We start from the raw sequence: 19,275 nt of genomic DNA, 5'->3' as shown, positions 1-19,275 counted from the left end.
CAAAACAAACATTATTTTGACGGTTTTTGTTTATTCAGTAATATTGAAACAATTTAATAAACTAATCCATGTTACTAAAAATCTACAATGACAATCCGAATCCAAAGGCTATCGAAGAGGCTGTGGAGATATTAAGAAAAGGAGGCGTGATTATCTATCCAACAGATACGGTATATGGTATTGGTTGCGACATTACAAACCAGAAGGCCATAGAGCGCGTTTGCTCGATCCGCGGACTGAAACCGGACAAGGCTAACCTTTCCTTTATCTGTTATGACCTGACGGATATTTCTCAATATACCAAACCTTTTGACACCACCGTTTTTAGGGTATTGAAAAAAGCATTGCCTGGTCCATTTACCTTTATCTTCAATGCGAGCTCCCAAGTCCCTAAACTGTTGAGCTCTAAAAAGAAAACTGTAGGTATCCGTGTTCCGGACAACAATATTGTCCGTGATATCGTCAAGGAATTGGGTAACCCAATCGTCACTACTTCCATCCATGACGATGATGAGATCATCGAATATTCTACCGACCCTGAATTGATCTATGAGAAATTCGAGGAAAAGGTAGATTTAGTAATCGACGGTGGGTATGGCGACAACGTTCCTTCGACAGTTGTTGATGTGACCTCAGGCGACTTTGAAATCATCCGTGAAGGAAAAGGAGATCTAGAACAATATCTATAGCCTAGACTCCACCCTTTCTTTAATGGCGGCATTGAAGAGTTCAAAGCCCTTCTTGGTATTTCCATGAATCATTTTCCTGAAGAGTGGCACCAGTATTCCTGAAAACTTTTCCCCTTGGATAAGCTGTGTTTGATCGTTTGAAATCCTATTCAGGATAAAATAATGCTCGCCATCAAATAACCCATTGATAAAAAGCTTTCCTTTCCAACGAAGTTCCTGATTGCTTTCTATCTTTAAAAAGATAGGATTCATTTTCATGCTGGTACCACCCGGTTGGGTCAGCAGGACCTGGATCCGTTTGCCAACTTGAGGGGTTCCATAAAATTCAGCGATGCTAGGACTCCATTCCGGATAAGCTTTGAAATCGGCCAATATAGCCCATACAGCTTCTGCAGGAGCATTTATGATAATCTGTGATTCTATCTGTTCTTTCATACCTCAAAGTTAGCCTTGGGGCAGTCAGAAGCACTTGACATTTATCAAGAAGATAATTTATTCCGGATGCGGCTTAATGTTTCTGGGCTCATGCCCAATACAGAGGCAATGTATTGTAAGGGTACCTGATTGAACAGTTGTTTATTCTGTTCAAAGTACTTCAAATAGCGTTCTTCGGCAGATAAAGCTATAAAATCGAATACCCGATGCTCGATCTGCATAAAACATTTCGCGATGAATCTTTTTTCGATCACATTCCAATTGGGTATGGACTGCTGTATATCGAGGTAATCTGACTTATTTAAGGTCCATAGCTTGGTAGGTGTCAATGCCTCAATCGACCAGTTGGAAGGGTTGTCGAAAAAGAAGGAAGCTAAATCCGTGATAAAATAGCCATCACCTCCGATCCATTGCGTCACTTCCTTGCTATCTGTCCATTTAAAAACCCTACAGATACCCTCTTCGATAAAACTCAGCTTTTTACAGGATTTTCCGGTTTCCAGGAACAATTCATTCTTACTGAGCTCCTCGGGGACAAACCTGGAGATAATCAATTCGGCTTGTTCATCAGAAAGTTCGAACATCTGTAATAACTGCTGTTTAAATTTCATGAGCCTTCCATTTTAAGTTGAGTCTGACGTCTTCTTTCATAAATATAGGCAATATTAAAAATGACTACAGCTATAAATATCATCCCAAAGGCTATGATTTGGGCCGTATTGATAGACTCCTTGTAATATAGAACTGCCAGAAAGAAACTGATGATCGGGTTAAGGTACAGCAATATGCCCACTACAGAGGAGTCTAGCCCCTTCAGGGCATAGATATTCAAGAACAGTGGAATAATGGTATATCCAATGGCAATGATGAGGATATAGGTATAAAACTCATCGTTCTTGGGAACGGAGCTGTCCACAACATAAAGGATCGGCAGCAATAAAATAGTGCTGACCAAAATATGGATGGTCAGGGTAAAGAATTTATCAAGCTTGAATTTATTCTTTTGCAGGACAAGATAGCCTGCATAGGAAAGTGCGATGATGAAGCTATAGAAAAGGTCAAGAAAATGCCCATAAGCCAATAGGATACAACTAACGATGCTGAGGCCTACAGCAAACCATTGTCCTTTGTTGAGTCGTTCCTTGAGGAAAATACTGGCCAATACGGTTGTCAATATGGGGCAAATGAGATAGGCCAAGGAAGTTGCATTGACGCTGACTGCATTCATCACATAAATAAACAGGAACCAGTTCATCCCCAAGAGGACGGCACTTGCCAGTACATTGACAAGGAGTTGTTTTCTTTCTGTGGAATTGCTGGTTTTAAGGTATTGTATACTGGCTAGGGTCTGTTTTCTTCGGAAGATAAAACAGGCCAATAGTATGCATACTGAGGCAAATAGGACACGGTGGATTAATATATCGAGGGCTCCATAGTCACTGAGAGGCTTCAAGACCAAGGCGAATGTTCCCCAGATGATAAAGCCTGTCAATGCTGACAGGTAATATTTCATATTATAGATAAAGAGTAAAAGCCTTAAAGAATAACGAACTCTTCGATGACCACCTTTCCAACGTATTCATTGACACGTCCGATAATCTGTCTGCGCATCATGGCCAGTTCATTCTTGATGACCGCTGATTCTACGCGTACAAACAATTTCTTATCTCTAATATAAATCTGTTGGGTTCGGTTGGCGATTGCACTTCCAATAAGCTCAGGCCAGGCGGTAACAATTGAGGTTTCATCGAATTTACGTCTGAGACGGTATACATCCAATAACTTCTCCACTGCTTGTTTGATGGTTACATCATCACTTCTCCTAAATGCATCATCATTATACTTCGCCATTGATCTGACCTCCTTGTATGTCAAAGATACGAATTGGCTTTCCTATTTCTTGAAATATTTTCCTTATTCTGTCGGAGTCCGTATCAGTCAGGAAGATCTGTCCAAATTCGTCTTCAGACACTAATTGCATCAGTTTTTTGGTCCGCTGTTCATCTAGCTTATCAAAGATATCGTCCAGCAACAGGAGGGGCTTATATTGCTTCCTGTTTTTCAGAAAAGCATATTGAGCCAACTTCAGAGCGATCAAGAAAGACTTTTGCTGCCCTTGGGAGCCAAACTTCTTTAATGGCATTCCTTCATGGATGCTAAACTGTAGATCGTCTTTGTGAATCCCGACAGTCGTGCGCTCCAAAGCCCTATCCTTTTCCAAATGCTTGTTGAGAAGGTCCAAGAAATCTTGGTCTTGAAGTTGAGATTCATAGACTAGGTCTACCTGCTCGACATCATCGGAAAGAAATTGATAGTAGCGACGGAATTCCGGAAGGAACTCCTCCATAAACTTCTGCCTGCGTGAAAATATCTTTTCCCCGGCTTCCACGAGCTGTAGGTTGAGAACTTCAAGTAGTCCTTTGTCAAAAACGCCAGTTTCACGGATGTTCTTCAGGATGATATTGCGGTTCAATAGAATCCTGTTGTAGGTAATCAGGATGTCTAGGTATTGATTGTCGGTTTGCGATATCACATTATCGACAAACTTCCTTCGCTCCTCACTCCCATCCATGATAATAAAGCTATCATTCGGTGAGATCATGACCAAAGGGAACTGCCCAATATGATCGGCTAAACGACCATATTCTTTCTTGTTCTTCTTGAACTGCTTTTTCTGATTTCTTTTGATGCTACAGGAAACGGCATCCAATACGGTTTCCTTATCAAATTGCCCTTGTACCATAAACCAATCCTCTCCTTTTTTGATATGCTGGGAGTCAATGGGATTAAAATAGGATTTGCAAAGTGATAGATAGTGAATAGCATCCAATAGATTAGTCTTCCCCGAACCATTCTGCCCTGTAAAGGCATTGGTGTCTGGCAGAAAATCTAATGAAGATTCAGTGTAGTTCTTAAAATTTAAAACGGATAGATGTTTTAGCCACATAGCAACACAAAGATATGCTTTTTCGTCGGGCTATGCTTTATTTTACCTCTTCAAAGTCAATAAACTCACCTGCAGTTTCCGTACCTTTTCTGGAATTGTTTTCTTTCGGAGGAGTATATTCCACACGAACTTTTCCGTCAGGACGTTGCTGTTGCTTAAACTGTGAAAAAGGATCGTTATAGTTTTGTTGATTTGGACCTTGATTAGCATATTGTCCTTGGGCGCCATTCATGATTTTCTCTGCCACCTTCTTCATAAAGAAAGGCATCAGAAGACGCACACCAATTTTAAATAGGTAGTAAAATATAACTGCTGATATAAGGAAATATATAAATGTCATTTTTAAATGCTTTTCATCAAATTTAACAAATAATCGAAATGAAAGTTTAAGAGATTGTCAAGTAAATCTCAGTTAACATTTTTTTACTTTTCTGCTTTAGCTTTCAAAACAGCCTGAAGAAGCTGGGTAGGATGCTGTGAACCAATTACATAAACCAATCCGTCGTTATCTGTAAGCCATAATGCTTCCTTACCACCTGAATAGAATCTGATTTTGCCATTCTTGTGCAGGTTATAAACGGGGTTGTTAAAAAAGAAGGTGGAATACCTATCCTTTTCAATCTTCTTGATGGAGTTAAGATCGATCTTCACCAAACTGGTGGTCCAGAGCCCGCTTAAGATGATATGAGTCTTGGTAACTGTGGTCCGATAACTGACCATGTAGAGCATGATGATGGAAACGATCAGGATTCCAACCCCCACGATAAAGAACAGTTGTTGAGAGACAACATGTTCCCAGTTGATGTAATAGGCAACAAAGCAAAACAATGCTAAGATCAATCGTACGCTAATCCAAGTCCAATCCCTTCCTAGATATTGTTTTTCTTGAAATAAGCTTTGTTCTTCTTCCATATTTGCTATTTGTATACTAAAGTAAGTACTTTCTTTGTATTTTCTGTCACTTTAAAGCGATTATCTAAGCGCATACCCACTATCCAAATCAATTGCCCATCGGCATTGACCAAAATTGGGACTCCCTCCTTTTGAAAGCGGTTCAGCTTTTTCTGGATGAAATAATCACTTAGCTTTTTTGAACCTTCCATCCCCAAGGGTTTAAAGGTATCTCCTATTTGCCAAGGCCTTAATACCAATGGAAACTTGATCAAATCCGCATCGACTTGGACTTGGTTTTCATCTCGCTCAATTTCCATTCCTTGCGATTCGACAATGAAAAAGCCCTTGTGGTTATAATTCACCTTCGCATGAAGGTTTTCAATGGTTATAGCTACTGGACTGTCAATGACCTTTTCCCTAAGGATTAACTCATCTCGATCCAATAGAAGTTCATGACTAGAGGATTCAAATATCTGTCCCATTCCCCTATCAAGGACTGTGATGAGATCATCAGTTACATTTCTCTGGAAATTATAAGGCTTGAATAGTTCAAAGATGAGAAAGGGGTCGCTTGCATGGACTTGCAGGGCCTCAAGTCGGATCTTTATTTGATTTCCTTCATTTCGGAAAATAAGCTTCCGGATAACATTCACCTGATTCTGGATAAAGTGTTGGCTTTCCTCAAAATGTTTGATGTTCTGTTCTAGGATAGCTTCAAAGTCTGGTTGGATCTCCTTAAACTTAGGAATGATCTCCAACCTTATTTTGTTCCTCGCATATTTGGTTGAGAAATTGGACTGGTCATCTCTATAGGGAACTTGTAAGTTTTGGACTTCAAGAGCGACTTCATTGGCCGATAGAAAAAGGATAGGGCGAATAATAAGCCCTCGCTTAGCTTGAATACCTAGAAGTCCTTGGATTCCGGTTGATCGTGTTAAATTAAACAACATGGTTTCCAGATGGTCATTGGCATGCTGAGCAATGGCAATCTTTTGACAAGTTTCTTCGATTAGCAATTCCTCAAACCATTGATATCGGAGTTCACGAGCAGCCATTTGAATTGAGACTTTATGTTGAGTGGCGTAATCTTCCGTATCAAATTTCTTTACAAATACTGGATATCCTAATTCTTTTGCATAATCTACGACTAATGCCTCATCCTTGTCAGATTCCTCTCCGCGCAATTGAAAATTACAATGGGCTATTATGCAGTTCATCTTTAAATCATGAAACAACCTAGCCATCAACATGGAATCCTTTCCGCCACTGACGGCCAAGAGAATCTTATCATTCCTGTCAAGGAGTTCCTTTTCGATGATAAACTGTTTTAATCTTTCTGAAACTGACATAGTCCAAAATTACAGATTATAAATAATCTTGTGTTAGAGGCATTAAAATTTATTGTTTAACAATTTTTTGCTAATTAATTCTATATTTTTGCGCTTGTGAGATACCTATTAGTACTATTAATAAGCGTGATATGCCTGTCTGCCTATGCACAGGACGAGTTTACACCCGTGAATGCTGGCGCGGACAATGCTCCTATGCGCTTGGTATCTTCATCCAGCAGTAGATTTATCAATCAGAAAATATTAAGGAGTTACAACGCTGTCTATGAGCATAAAGGATCAACCTTAGCAGCGGACAGTGGTGACCTTTATAAAGATGATATTGGCAATGAGTTCTTTGAGGCCCATGGTAATATCGTCATTACCCAGCCTTCGGGTACTGTAATCCAAGGTACACATCTTCATTACGATGCATCTTCACAACATGCCGTGCTGACCAAAAACGTGAAAATGGTTGATGACCAGAGTACACTGACCACCAACTACCTGACTTACAACCTAAGAAGCCAGCAAGGAACATATACCGGTGGCGGTAGGATTGTTGGGCAAGGAGACACCATCACTTCCCAAAGGGCTTACTACTTTGAAAATACCAAGGATGCCTATTTCAACAACAAAGTCGTTGTGAGAAATGAAAGCACCATTATCTATACGGACTCCATGCAGTATAATACCATGTACAGAGATGCTTTTTTCTTTGGCCCAACGACCATCAATGGTAGAAAAGGCGAAAAACTTTACACAGAAAAAGGAACCTACAATACGGCTTTTGGAGTTGCAAAATTCAACAAGAACAATCTTTATACGGAAGGTAGCCGGTTCTTAAAAGGCGACAGTTTGTTTTACGATAGAGACAAAGGTATTGGTGAAGCTTTTCGAAATGTATTGTTTGTAGATACCTTAGATAAGTTCTATGCCAGCGGGGAATACGGAAAATACCTAGAGAGCGACCAATCTATCCTGATGACCGATAAGCCATTGATCAAATACGTGGTCAGGACAGACTCTACGGATAATTCCCAAGACTCTGTACAGGTGGATACTGTGAACCGGGAAAACCTTTCCAGAAGAGAATTAAGAAGACTTGAAAAGGCAGAAGAGAAGGAACGCGAGAAAATAGAAGAAGCAGAGAAGGAAAAACAAGAGGAATTAAAAAACGCGGCAATAAAACCGGTGGAAACCGATAGTATAGCCCCTCCTCCAGTCCGACAGACAAGTAAAATTGATACAGCTTATATGACCGCGGACACCTTATTTTCTAAAGTCATATTTGTCAGGGATTATAAACCCCTGGACCTTAAGCTAGATAGGGATGGTGGCCAACTGGAAGATACTACGGAAGTGGATTATGGCGACATCGATCAGGTTGATCTATTTGAAACCGGTGATTCTACCGAAGTTGGCAATGTGGGAACGAAGGAATTGACGAAAGTTGGCCCTGTTAAAAAAGAGCCTGCGGACAATAAACAGGGAGCAAAGAAACCTGCCAATAAACCTGCAGCAAAACCAAAGCCTGTGGATGCCGCAACCATCCAAGCCACTAGCAAGGCCGATAGCGTATTGCGTAGAAATGCCGTCATGCCAACGGGACAAGAACAAGATAGCCTGATGCGGAAAGCTCTGCAGTCCGCCCAAACTGCTGATACATTATTGAAGGACTCGACCGAAATCTACGCCGATACGGCAAGAACCAGAATTGTGAAGGCCTATTATAATGTGCGGGTATTCAAATCTGACTTACAAGCTGTAGCAGACTCTGTTTATTATGGTATGGTAGACTCCATGTTCCGATTTATGGGCTCCCCGATGATCTGGTCAGAGGGATCACAGATCAATGCTGACACCATCTATATGCAGATCAAGAATAATAAAATGGACAATGCCCTATTAAAGGACAATGCATTTATGGTGAATGCGGTGTTGGATACTTTGAAATTCAACCAGCTTAAGGGAAGGAAAATCACGGCCTTCTTTGCCAATAATAATATTGATCGTCTTTTTGTTGACGGAAATGCGGAAAACTTGGTCTTTACCACCAATGACAAAACTAATACGATTACAGAGATGTTCCATGACCGAAGTAGCCGTATTAAGGTCAAGATGGAGGGCAAGAAAGTAATTGACTATGTATCTATCCGTAAAGTAGACCAAAAAGTCTATCCATTTAGGTTAGTCACCCAAGAAATAGAGGTATTACCAGGATTCCAATGGAAGCCGGAGGATCGACCGAAATCTGTAGAAGATATGTTGAACCGCAAGAGGACCAAAGCAGCCCCTGTAACCGATCAAAAAGGAAGTCCTGGAGAGAATGGCAACCCTAATGGGGATACTGTATCTGAGCCCGATGTAAAGGCCGATGGAAATACTGTAACTCCAAAATCGAGTTCAGAAAAGAAACCTTTGGCTCCTACTCAGGACTCAAAACCAACGCTGACGCCTCAAAGCAAACCGACTACTCCAGCGGATAGTACCTTAAAACTGAAGCCTGATAGCACCTTGAAAGTTCAACCAGAATCGGTAATTAAAGTAAAGCAAGACAGTACAATCAAAAAATAAACAGGAATTTCCTTCTCCTTTCTTTTTTCCTAACATAGCGCATTTATTATTGCCAAATAATTAACCTACACCCTATTGTATTGCTTTTCCTATATAAATACCTGAAAAACAAAACCAAAACTTCAAAAAACATATTGTTTTTTCCCGATGTTACATTTATGGTATTAATTAGTTAATTTTTGAATTAAAGCGAAATTATAACACAAAAACTATAAAAAACACCATCAAGTGCTGTGATTTAAATAATTCGACTCTTTTTATCTCCTATCATTCCATTATTAAACTAAAGGTTTTAATTAGCGGAAAATATTGCAATATTTTTAGAAATATTAAAGTAAATATGGTTAATAATCATAATTATTAAAGAAATCAAATATCCTTTTAGGTTTATTTTTATTAAATAATTTAAAATTAAGCATTTGATAAATTAAATATTTTAAACATCTTCATTTCATAAGTCCTTACAGGACATTTAAATAACGACCAATAAATATTAACCTACATAATATTGTATGTAGATTAATTTTTAACTAAAACCAAAATATATGAAACAAAGATTACTTGGCATTTTTTTGCTGAGCATGCTGCTTATTGGCAGTACTTATGCTCAAAATCGGCAGGTTTCTGGAAAGGTAACCTCCGCCAGCAATGGATCTCCTATTGCAGGAGTGTCCGTAAGGGTCTCGGGAACATCTAGTTCCACTCAGACCGCTGCTGATGGCACCTACAACATTCAGGTTCCTGACAACAATGGCACCCTATCCTTTTCTTATATTGGATATACAAGCGCCGAACTATCAATTGGCAATAGGTCCGTGATCAACGTCCAATTACTTCCAGATGAAGAGAGCTTGGAAGAAGTTGTGGTAACAGGTTACATGGTTACCAGTAAAAGGGACTTTACAGGTTCCACCTCGAAGGTCTCTGGAGAAGCTATTGCTGACCGTCCATTGCAAAGTTTTACCCAAGGTCTAACTGGTCAGGCTACAGGGGTAAACATTATCCAACCTAGTGGTATTTTAAACAACCCACCTGTGGTTCGTGTTCGGGGACTAAGCTCCTTATCCCTAAACTCATTCCCATTGGTTGTCGTTGATGGAATACCAATCTCTACAGGAGATGCCTCTTCAAACGCAGCCGCAAACAACCCTTTGTCAGACATCAATCCGGAAGACATCGAAACCATGGACATCTTAAAAGATGCGGCTTCTACGGCAATTTACGGATCCCGAGGTGCTGCAGGGGTACTCCTGATCACCACCAAAAGAGGAAAATCAGGTGTGGCTAAAATAAGCTACGACGGCTGGTTCGGTTCAACCAAGGCAGTAAGGTTACCAGAAGTCTTTAACGCTGAACAGTATATTGCCTTTAAGAACAAAGCCATCACAAATGTATACGAGTCAAACCCAACTTTTGCAGCAGCAAACTTACCTCAGGTTGGCTTTGCACCTATGTTAGACGAAAATGGGAACACCATTGATACCCGTTGGTATGATTACATTTACCAGAACGGCCTTTCTAACAACCATAACCTTAATGTATCAGGCGGAAATGATAGGACTACCTATTATTTCTCGGGAAACTTGTCTGATCAGAACGGAATATTGGTTAGAAATAGCTTTAAGAGAAAGGGAGTTCGTGCAAATTTTGACCATAAACTAACCAGCTGGCTAAAAGTAGGAGGAAATTTCAACTTCACCAATGGCGTAAATAATTCCTTGAATTCCGGTTCAGTACCAGGGTCTGCATTTGCCTCCTCAGGACTTGGTCGATTGGCCGTAACTCAGCTTCCAAATTTACCGGCCTATTTACCGAATGGCGACTATTATTTAGCAGGAAACACAATCGGCTATGGAGAAAACAACCTACCGCCTACATTCTCTAACCCAATGCCTTCCATAGACAATGACAGGTACACTTCAGAATCCAATCGTTTCTTCTCTAATTTCAACACTTCCATCAACCTAATGGACGGACTATCCTTCAATACCAATTTCAATTGGGATCTAGCAAACACAGAAGACATCGAATTCTGGAACCCACTGAATGGTGACGGATATTCCTATAACGGTATTGCATTTAATAGACAAGCTAAAACCAACAATTGGTTAATTCTAAACTCTTTGGTTTATAACAAGTCATTTGGCAACCATAACCTTGTGTTATTAGCGGGTCAAGAAGCTCAGTCTACAAGATGGGAATCTTGGGGTGGTGCAAGATACGACCTTTCAGATCACTACTTTGACCAATACCAAGGTAATTACCTAATCAATGTTGCCAATGGAAATGGAATCTCAGAAAACAGGATCCAATCTTATCTGACTTCATTGAACTACAATTATGCACATCGATATTATTTAACCGCAAACTTCAGACGCGATGGTTTATCAGCCTTGGCAGAGGGCAATAAATGGGGTAATTTCGGAGGAGTATCCGGAGGCTGGACCATTTCCCAAGAAGAGTTCTTCAAATCGAGCTCCATTGCTGATGTCGTTACAAACCTTAGATTAAATGCGAGCTGGGGCCGAGTTGGAAATAGCAACCTTCCTAATGCTTACGGATCATTTGACATCTACTCCCCTTCCATTTACGGCAGCGTTGGTTCTATGAGCTTTAGCCAAGCGGGAAACAAAGAGTTGGGCTGGGAAACATCCGAACAGACCAACTTCGGACTTAATTTGGGCTTATTTAACGATCGCATCAATTTAGAAGCAAGTTATTACAACAAAAATCACAATAACTTGATCCTGAGCGTGCCGCAGACACCTTCCAAAGGCATTCCAGGAAACTCCATCCTCATGAATATCGGCTCCATGTACAACAGAGGATTTGAATTTGCTTTAAACGTCAGGGCTGTCCAAAAAGAAAAGTTCAGATGGACAACGACACTAAATGTATCGACCAATAAAAATGAAGTCACTGCACTAGACAACGAAGGCAGACCTTTGATTGCCTCCACAGCATCTCTAGAGGTAACAAACATCACCGAAGTAGGTAAATCCGCCGCTCAAATCTACGCTGTACAAACCAATGGAATCAATCCAGAAAACGGCAGACGGATATTCGTAGACAAGGAAGGTAGAGAGGTCCAATATCTACATAGTGCACCAGGAACTCCTGGAAATTTCGCCTATACCTATCTCGATGGAACTCAAGCTGGCTCCGTAGCAACATCAGCTATTGCACTTGGAAACACCATCCCAACCTATTTTGGAGGGTTCAACAACAATTTTGAATTCTGGAATTTCGACGCCACGCTAAACTTCACATTCTCTGGAGGTAATTATATCTACAACGGATCGAAGGCAAGCTTAAGAGATCAACGGATCTGGAACAATTCCGTGGACATGCTAAACGCGTGGACCCCTGAAAATAAAGGGTCTGATATCCCAAGACCAATATACGGAGACAATATTTCTAACGGCTCTTCATTTGCAATCCAATCCAATATTGAAAAAGGAGATTTTATTAGGCTTCAAACCGCTTCATTAGGTTACCGACTGCCTGCTACCGTTTTCGGTAAGTCTGGTATATCAAGCTTGAGGGTTTATGCATCAGTAAATAATGCATTCCTTATCACGCAATACACCGGTGTCGACCCTGAGATATCAACCAATGGTAATGACAACCTGTCCTCAGGTGTAGAACGTAACTCGATCTCAAACGGTCGGACATTCACTTTCGGTATCAATTTAGGCTTTTAAAATTTCGGTCATGAAAAGATTAAAAATAAAATATAATTACTTGGGGTTATTCGTACTAATCCCCCTATTATTCAGCACATATTCGTGCAAAAAGGACTTTCTAACCCTCTCTCCGGAACTATCTATTCCGAGCGAGTTTGTGTTTTCGAGTGAAGAACGTATAGAGTCACAGGTTACCGGTATTTATGCGACCATAAAAAGCGGTCAGTTTTATGGAGGCCGGTTATTAATTTATAATGATATCCGCTCAGAGGAATTCAGCATCGAAAAACCCAACAATGTAACCGGTAATTCAGTATATCAATTTACAAATGACGAAACGGATTCCTATATAGCAAACTTTTGGGTTGTTGGTTATTTAACGATCAACCGGATTAACATCTTTTTAGAAGGCATAGAAGCGGTAGGTACAGACATTATCTCTGCTGAAAAAAAGATTCAGCTAATCGGCGAGGTCAAGTTCATCCGTGCATTAACCTACGCAGCCTTGGTGCAATTATTTGCAAAACCATATGCAGCAGACAATGGAGCTTCCAAAGGAATTCCATTGCGTTTACTCCCAGAACGGAGTTCCGAGAACAATGACCTACAGGCAAGTCCTGTTGCTGATATCTATGCACAAATATTGAAAGACTTGAATGAAGCAGAACCCGCAGTACCCGCAAATTACCAAGATCAGGAAGCAACGGCAACACGCGTGCACAGAAACACAGTCATCGCTCTTAAGACCAGGATGTATTTGACCATGAGAGATTATCCAAAAGTAATTACCGAAGCCAACAAAATAGTAAGCGCCGCTGCGCCATTTACAGCAGGCTCAGGAGTTAATCATAAGTTATCTCCATCTATTAGTGATGTCTTCTCCAACTTTTATAACCCAGAAAGGATATTGAGCTTCCCATTTGAGAACAATAACGCCCCAGGAACACAAAACCAATTGGGATTTTATTACAATGAAGGAAACATTGAATATTCTTTAGATCCAGCAGGCATTCTCGGAAATGCAAACTGGCCAGCCTCTGATGATAGAAAGAGTGAATTAACAGGAAGGTCATCAGATAATCAACTCGATTTATTAACCAAGTTCTCCAACACCTCTCCTTTCTTAGATTGGATACCTGTCATCAGGTATTCTGAGGTCTTGTTAAACTTGGCAGAGGCAGAGGCTGAAGCTGGATCCCAAGTGAGATCATTGGCGTTACTAGAAGCAGTTCGAAATCGTTCAGATGCTGCCTATAATTTTCCTGCATTTTCAAATAAAGATGAGCTGGTAGCAGCCATTCTTCTCGAAAGAAGGATAGAATTTTTGGGAGAAGGTATGCGTGTCCCAGATTTACAGCGCAGGAATATGCCAATCCCGTCAAAAGGAGCTGGAAAATTAATTCAACCCACAGATACTGAATATATTTTCCCAACTCCATTAATAGAGACTATAACAAATCCAGGTGTTAACAATTAAATTTCATTAATTACTTCGGAAAGAGGCTGCCTTCGGGCGGCCTTTTTTATGGTGTTTACAAGTACCGAAAAGAAATTCCGATCAATCAAAAATAATCAGCAACAAAAAAATGAAAACAAACAATCAAATCACATGCATTTGAACTGATTTTTTAAACAATCAGACATTCTATTACAATTTTTTCAATCCCTCCCTAAAATAACCCCCTATATCAACCTTATTGTTACAATTGAACCCTAAATCTATTAAAAAATGGAAAATAGAGCATTATTCTAAATAATTTTTTAAAAAACTATTACGTTAATTATAATTTTAACCTTGTCGATTTAAATTATTTCCTCAATTTATCTTAATTAACCATAAATCACATTGATAGATAAAATATAAAAACCAGCAATTCATATTATTAACAGCGCCCACGCTATTGTTAATTAAACATTAACAAAAAATGAAACTTTCCTAATTTTTACTTTATTTTCTTGAATGCACACGTTTGATTAGTTGAAATTATTAAACATCTTGAAGCCGCAGAGAAAATTCTAGAGATTCTTTGCAAACCAGTAAGTTATGGTCTGCTTGGCATTATTTACTAACTAATATTAACTAAACAAACACATGAAACAAAGATTACTTAGCATGCTTGTGCTGTGCGTGCTGCTTATTGGCAGTTCCTATGCACAAAATCGGCAGGTTACCGGTAAGGTAACGTCTGCAGCAGATGGCGCTCCGATCTCTGGAGTGTCCGTTCGAGTTGTTGGGACTTCCGCGGCAACTCAAACCAGCGGTGATGGTACGTATTCCATCGCGGTTCCTGACAACAATGGTTCCCTATCCTTTACTTACATCGGTTACCAAACTTTCCAAGTCGCTGTTGGAAGCAGATCGGTAATCAACGTAGAACTAGGCTCAGATGATGAAACCTTGGACGAGGTGGTGGTAACAGGTTACTTGGTTCAATCGAAAAAAGACTTTACAGGATCTTCTGCTAAAGTAGGTGGTGAAACCGTAGCCAACAGACCATTGCAAAGTTTTACACAAGGTCTTACCGGACAAGCGTCAGGGGTTAACATTATTCAGCCTTCAGGCGTATTGAACAACCCTCCGGTTGTACGTGTTCGCGGATTAAGTTCACTTTCCTTAAACTCATTCCCATTGGTCGTTGTGGATGGTATTCCTATCGCTACGGGTGACGTTTCTGCAAACTCTTCAGCAAACAACCCATTGGGGGACATCAACCCCGAGGACATTGAATCCATCGACATCTTAAAAGATGCTGCTTCAACAGCTATTTACGGATCACGTGGTGCATCAGGGGTGATGATCATCACAACGAAAAAAGGTAAATCAGGTGCTGCAAAAGTTGCTTATGATGGCTGGTTTGGAACTTCCAAAGCCGTGCGTCTTCCTGAACTTTTGAACGCAGCTCAATATATTGCCCATAAAAATGGTGCAATAGCAAATGCTAGGGAAATCAACCCTAAACTATCAACAGGATCTTATCCAGTAGGTGGTGGTTTCTTCCCAACTTTAGACGAAAATGGCAATCCAGTAGATACACGCTGGTACGACTATGTATATAGAGATGGATTTTCGCACAACCACAACTTAAGTGTAAGTGGTGGTACTGAAAAAACCAAGTACTTCTTCTCAGGTAACTTATCTGACCAAGACGGTATCTTGTTCAATAACACCTTCAAACGTAAAGGTGTAAGAGCAAACCTAGATCACAGACTTAATGACTGGATCAAATTAGGAACGAACTTAACTTTCACCAACAGTGACAACAGATCACCAAACTCAGGTTCAGTTGCGGGTGCTGCCTTCAATACTTCAGGTCTTGGTCGTATCGCCATGGTACAAGCACCAAACGTTCCAGCATTCCTTCCTAATGGAGATTACAACGTTTCAGGTAGTGCCATCGGAAAAGGAGCCAATATCTTAGCACCAAACTACCCTAACCCACTTCCTATCAGAGATTTGGACAAAAACACTTCAGAAACTAGCCGTTTCTTCGCAAATGTGAGTGCCGAAATTAAATTATTGGATGGACTGACCTTAAACAACAATTTCAACTGGGATTTAAGAAATACGACCAACCAACAATTCTGGAACCCAATCAATGGTGATGGATATAGCTACAATGGTTATGCTTACAACAACCAAGCGAAAAACAACAACTGGCTAATTTTCAACACCTTGGTTTACAACAAATCTTTTGGAAACCACAACCTTACAGCATTAGCAGGACATGAAGCGCAAAGTACACGTATCGAGAACTGGGGTGCCGTTCGCTATGACCTAACTGATGGTTTCTTTGATCAATTCCAAGGTAACTACTTAACCAACGATGCAGGTGGTAATGGAATTGGCGAACTTAATTTGGAATCTTACTTCACTTCCGTGAACTATAACTATGCTAATAAATATTTCTTTACGGCTAACTTCAGACGTGACGGTCTATCATCATTAGCACCAGGTAGAAAATGGGGTAACTTCGGTGGTGTATCTGCTGGATGGACCGTATCTGAAGAAGAATTCTTTAAATCAAGTTCTTTAAGCAATGTATTCTCTAATTTCAGATTAAGAGGAAGCTGGGGACGCGTGGGTAACAGTGCTATCTCCAATCTTTACGGATCTTTCGATACTTATGATCCAGCAATATATGGAAATGTAGGTGGTATGGTATTCTCACAAGCAGGTAACAGAGAACTGTCTTGGGAAACCGCCGATCAAACAAACATTGGTATAGATTTAGGATTCTGGAATAATAGAGTTTCCTTAGAAGCTAACTATTACAACAAAGACCACAATGGATTAATCCTTGCCGTTCCGCAGACTCCTTCAAAAGGTATCCCAGGTAACAGCATCTTGATGAACATCGGTTCGATGTACAACAGAGGATTTGAGTTTGCCTTGAATGTAAGAGCGGTAGAAAAAGAGAATTTCAAATGGACAACGACATTAAACTTCTCTACCAATAAAAACGAGGTAACAGCTTTGGATAACCAAGGCAGACCTTTGATCGCAACAACTTCTGGTCTTGAAACAACAAGTATCACCGAAGTTGGAAAATCTGCAGCACAGATCTATGCCGTGCCTACCACTGGAATCAACCCAGAAAACGGTAGAAGAATCTTTGTCAATCTGGATGGTGAGAAAGTCCAATACTTACACAATGCGCCTAACACAGAAGGCTTCTACTCATACAGCTATATGGACGGCACAAAAGCTGGATCAGTAGCAGGTCATGCCGTAGCAGCAGGTAACACATTACCTACCTACTTCGGTGGTTTCAACAACAACTTCCAATACAAAAGCTTTGATGCGACCATTAACTTCACCTTCTCTGGAGGTAACTATATCTACAATGGTTCAAGAGCTGGTTTAAGAGACCAACGTATCTGGAACAACTCAGTAGACATGTTGAACGCTTGGACCCCGACGAATAGAAACACGGATATCCCAAGAGCGATCTATGGTGACAACATTTCTAATGGTTCTGCTTTCGCAATCGGATCGAACATCGAAAAAGGTGACTTCATCAGGTTACAGACTGCATCATTAGGTTATCGTCTTCCAGGAACCATTTTTGGAAATTCAGGTATTTCAAGCTTAAGGATCTATGCATCAGTAAACAACGCTTTCTTGATCACCAAATACACTGGTGTTGACCCTGAGATCTCTTCCAATGGTAATGGAAACTTAAACTCAGGGGTAGAGCGTAACTCTATGCCTAATGGACGTACATTCACTTTCGGTATTAATCTAGGCTTTTAATTAATTGTGTCATGAGAAGATTTAAAATCAAAAATAAATTAGCAGGGCTATTAGTTCTAACGCCACTGTTGTTCAGTACCGTCTCTTGTAAAAAGGACTTTTTGGAACTATCCCCTGAACTATCGATACCTAGTGAATTCGTGTTCTCTAGCGCAGACCGTATCGAATCTCAAGTAGTAGGTATATATTCATCGATCAAGAATGGTCAGTTTTATGGCGGCCGTTACTTAATCTATAATGATATCCGTTCGGAAGAATTTGTCAATCAAAGACAGAACAACGTAACGGGTTATTCGACCTATCAATTCTCCAATGATGAAACAGACAGCTATGTTTCAGACTTTTGGGTAAGAGGTTATTTGACCATTAACCGCATCAATATCTTTTTGGAAGGTGTGGAGCCAATTGGCACCGATATCTTGGATGCCAACAAGAAAACACAATTGATTGCGGAGGTTAAATTCATCCGTGCGCTGACTTATTATTCCTTGGTGCAGTTATTTGCTAAGCCATATGCAGCGGACAATGGTATTTCTAGAGGAATTCCACTGCGTTTATTGGCAGAAAGAAACTCCGATAACAATGATTTAGCAGCAAGCCCTGTAAAGGACATCTATGCACAGATCCTAAAAGATTTGAATGAAGCGGAAGCCGCGGTACCAGCTACTTATGGAGATGCAGAATCTCAAAGTACCCGTGCGCATAAAAACACCGTTATTGCCTTCAAAACCCGTGTCTATCTAGCCATGAAGGATTATGCAAAGGTAATTTCGGAAGCAAACAAAATCGTAAGTGCCGCAGCACCATTCAAGGCTAGCTCTGGTGTCCAACATCAATTGGCACCTGCCATTACCGATGTATTTTCGAACTTCACGATCAACGAGCGTATCTTAAGTTTCCCTTTTGAAGCTAACAATGCCCCTGGAACACAAAACCAATTGGGTTATTACTACAACGAAGGAAATATCGAGTATTCATTGGCTGCAGATGGTATCTTTTCGAACGCTGCTTGGCCAGCAACCGATGCACGTAAGAAAGATTTAACCGGAAAATCTTCAGATGGCAAGTTGAATATCTTAACGAAGTTCTCCAGTGCTTCACCTTATTTGGACTGGATCCCTGCAATCAGATATTCAGAGGTTCTCTTGAACTTGGCAGAAGCTGAAGCAGAAGCGGGTTCTCAAACTAGAGCCTTGGCCTTATTGAAAGCGGTTCGTAATCGTTCTGATGCGGCATATACCTTCCCTGCTTTTGCAAACAAAGGAGCTTTGGTAGATGCCATCTTATTAGAACGTAGAATTGAGTTCTTGGGTGAAGGTCTACGTGTACCAGATTTACAGCGTAGAAATATGCCAATCAATTCCGAAGGTGCCGGCCGTTTGGTTCAACCTTCTGACGAGCGTTATGTTTTCCCAATTCCACTAGGGGAAACAATCACCAACCCTGGAGTAAGTAAATAATAAAT

The 19,275-nt window shown here is 40.4% G+C and carries 14 protein-coding genes; 6 read left to right on the top strand and 8 right to left on the bottom strand.

All coding sequences use genetic code 11. The features are described 5' to 3' along the window. The first annotated feature begins 68 nt into the window (after positions 1-68). Positions 69-689, top strand: coding sequence for an L-threonylcarbamoyladenylate synthase (locus NMK93_RS02355; RefSeq protein WP_093101542.1), 621 nt, complete (start codon positions 69-71; stop codon positions 687-689). Here the strand turns inward: NMK93_RS02355 and NMK93_RS02350 are convergent. The 8 genes from NMK93_RS02350 to tilS form a co-directional block, all read right to left on the bottom strand. Further along, complete coding sequence (locus NMK93_RS02350; RefSeq protein WP_254526486.1) at positions 684-1,124, bottom strand: SRPBCC domain-containing protein; 441 nt, start codon at positions 1,122-1,124, stop codon at positions 684-686. The two genes, NMK93_RS02355 and NMK93_RS02350, sit on opposite strands and share 6 nt — an antisense overlap. Before the next feature lie 44 nt (positions 1,125-1,168). Continuing rightward, positions 1,169-1,735 carry a Crp/Fnr family transcriptional regulator gene (locus NMK93_RS02345; RefSeq protein WP_254526487.1) on the bottom strand — a complete coding sequence of 189 codons (567 nt, stop codon included), beginning with the start codon at positions 1,733-1,735 and terminating at the stop codon, positions 1,169-1,171. Beyond that, entirely contained in the window at positions 1,732-2,637 is a 906-nt protein-coding gene (locus NMK93_RS02340; protein WP_254526488.1) for an EamA family transporter, read from the bottom strand. Before NMK93_RS02340 ends, NMK93_RS02345 begins: the two co-directional genes overlap by 4 nt. Before the next feature lie 23 nt (positions 2,638-2,660). After that, positions 2,661-2,975 carry a DUF721 domain-containing protein gene (locus NMK93_RS02335; protein WP_093101548.1) on the bottom strand — a complete coding sequence of 105 codons (315 nt, stop codon included), beginning with the start codon at positions 2,973-2,975 and terminating at the stop codon, positions 2,661-2,663. Further along, on the bottom strand, positions 2,962-4,071 hold the full coding sequence (locus NMK93_RS02330; RefSeq protein ID WP_185211231.1) for a DNA replication/repair protein RecF: 1,110 nt from the start codon (positions 4,069-4,071) through the stop codon (positions 2,962-2,964). The genes NMK93_RS02335 and NMK93_RS02330 overlap by 14 nt, the downstream gene beginning before the upstream one ends. Positions 4,072-4,108: 37 nt before the next feature. Continuing rightward, positions 4,109-4,411, bottom strand: coding sequence for a DUF4834 family protein (locus NMK93_RS02325; protein WP_185211232.1), 303 nt, complete (start codon positions 4,409-4,411; stop codon positions 4,109-4,111). Between the two features lie 83 nt (positions 4,412-4,494). Further along, complete coding sequence (locus NMK93_RS02320; RefSeq protein ID WP_254526489.1) at positions 4,495-4,983, bottom strand: hypothetical protein; 489 nt, start codon at positions 4,981-4,983, stop codon at positions 4,495-4,497. A gap of 5 nt (positions 4,984-4,988) precedes the next feature. After that, the gene (gene tilS / locus NMK93_RS02315; protein WP_254526490.1) at positions 4,989-6,314 is read right to left on the bottom strand and encodes a tRNA lysidine(34) synthetase TilS; all 1,326 of its coding nucleotides are present in this window, start codon (positions 6,312-6,314) and stop codon (positions 4,989-4,991) included. Positions 6,315-6,410: 96 nt separating this feature from the next. Here tilS and NMK93_RS02310 point away from each other — a divergent pair, with 96 nt between their 5' ends. The 5 genes from NMK93_RS02310 to NMK93_RS02290 all read left to right on the top strand — a co-directional run bounded on the left by NMK93_RS02310 (position 6,411) and on the right by NMK93_RS02290 (position 19,270). Next, positions 6,411-8,870, top strand: a complete 2,460-nt coding sequence (locus NMK93_RS02310; RefSeq protein ID WP_254526491.1) for an OstA-like protein — start codon at positions 6,411-6,413, stop codon at positions 8,868-8,870. A gap of 545 nt (positions 8,871-9,415) precedes the next feature. Next, positions 9,416-12,574 carry a SusC/RagA family TonB-linked outer membrane protein gene (locus tag NMK93_RS02305; protein ID WP_254526492.1) on the top strand — a complete coding sequence of 1,053 codons (3,159 nt, stop codon included), beginning with the start codon at positions 9,416-9,418 and terminating at the stop codon, positions 12,572-12,574. Between the two features lie 10 nt (positions 12,575-12,584). Further along, complete coding sequence (locus tag NMK93_RS02300; RefSeq protein WP_254526493.1) at positions 12,585-14,033, top strand: RagB/SusD family nutrient uptake outer membrane protein; 1,449 nt, start codon at positions 12,585-12,587, stop codon at positions 14,031-14,033. Positions 14,034-14,648: 615 nt separating this feature from the next. Further along, entirely contained in the window at positions 14,649-17,810 is a 3,162-nt protein-coding gene (locus tag NMK93_RS02295) for a TonB-dependent receptor (RefSeq protein WP_185211237.1), read from the top strand. Between the two features lie 11 nt (positions 17,811-17,821). After that, positions 17,822-19,270, top strand: a complete 1,449-nt coding sequence (locus NMK93_RS02290) for a RagB/SusD family nutrient uptake outer membrane protein (RefSeq protein ID WP_254526494.1) — start codon at positions 17,822-17,824, stop codon at positions 19,268-19,270. Positions 19,271-19,275 lie beyond the last annotated feature (5 nt).

It is taken from the genome of Sphingobacterium sp. LZ7M1 (genome assembly GCF_024296865.1).
In the GTDB taxonomy this organism is placed as follows: Bacteria; Bacteroidota; Bacteroidia; order Sphingobacteriales; family Sphingobacteriaceae; genus Sphingobacterium.
Note: the sequence above shows the minus strand (reverse complement) of the source record. Positions and strands in the feature narration are given on the sequence as shown.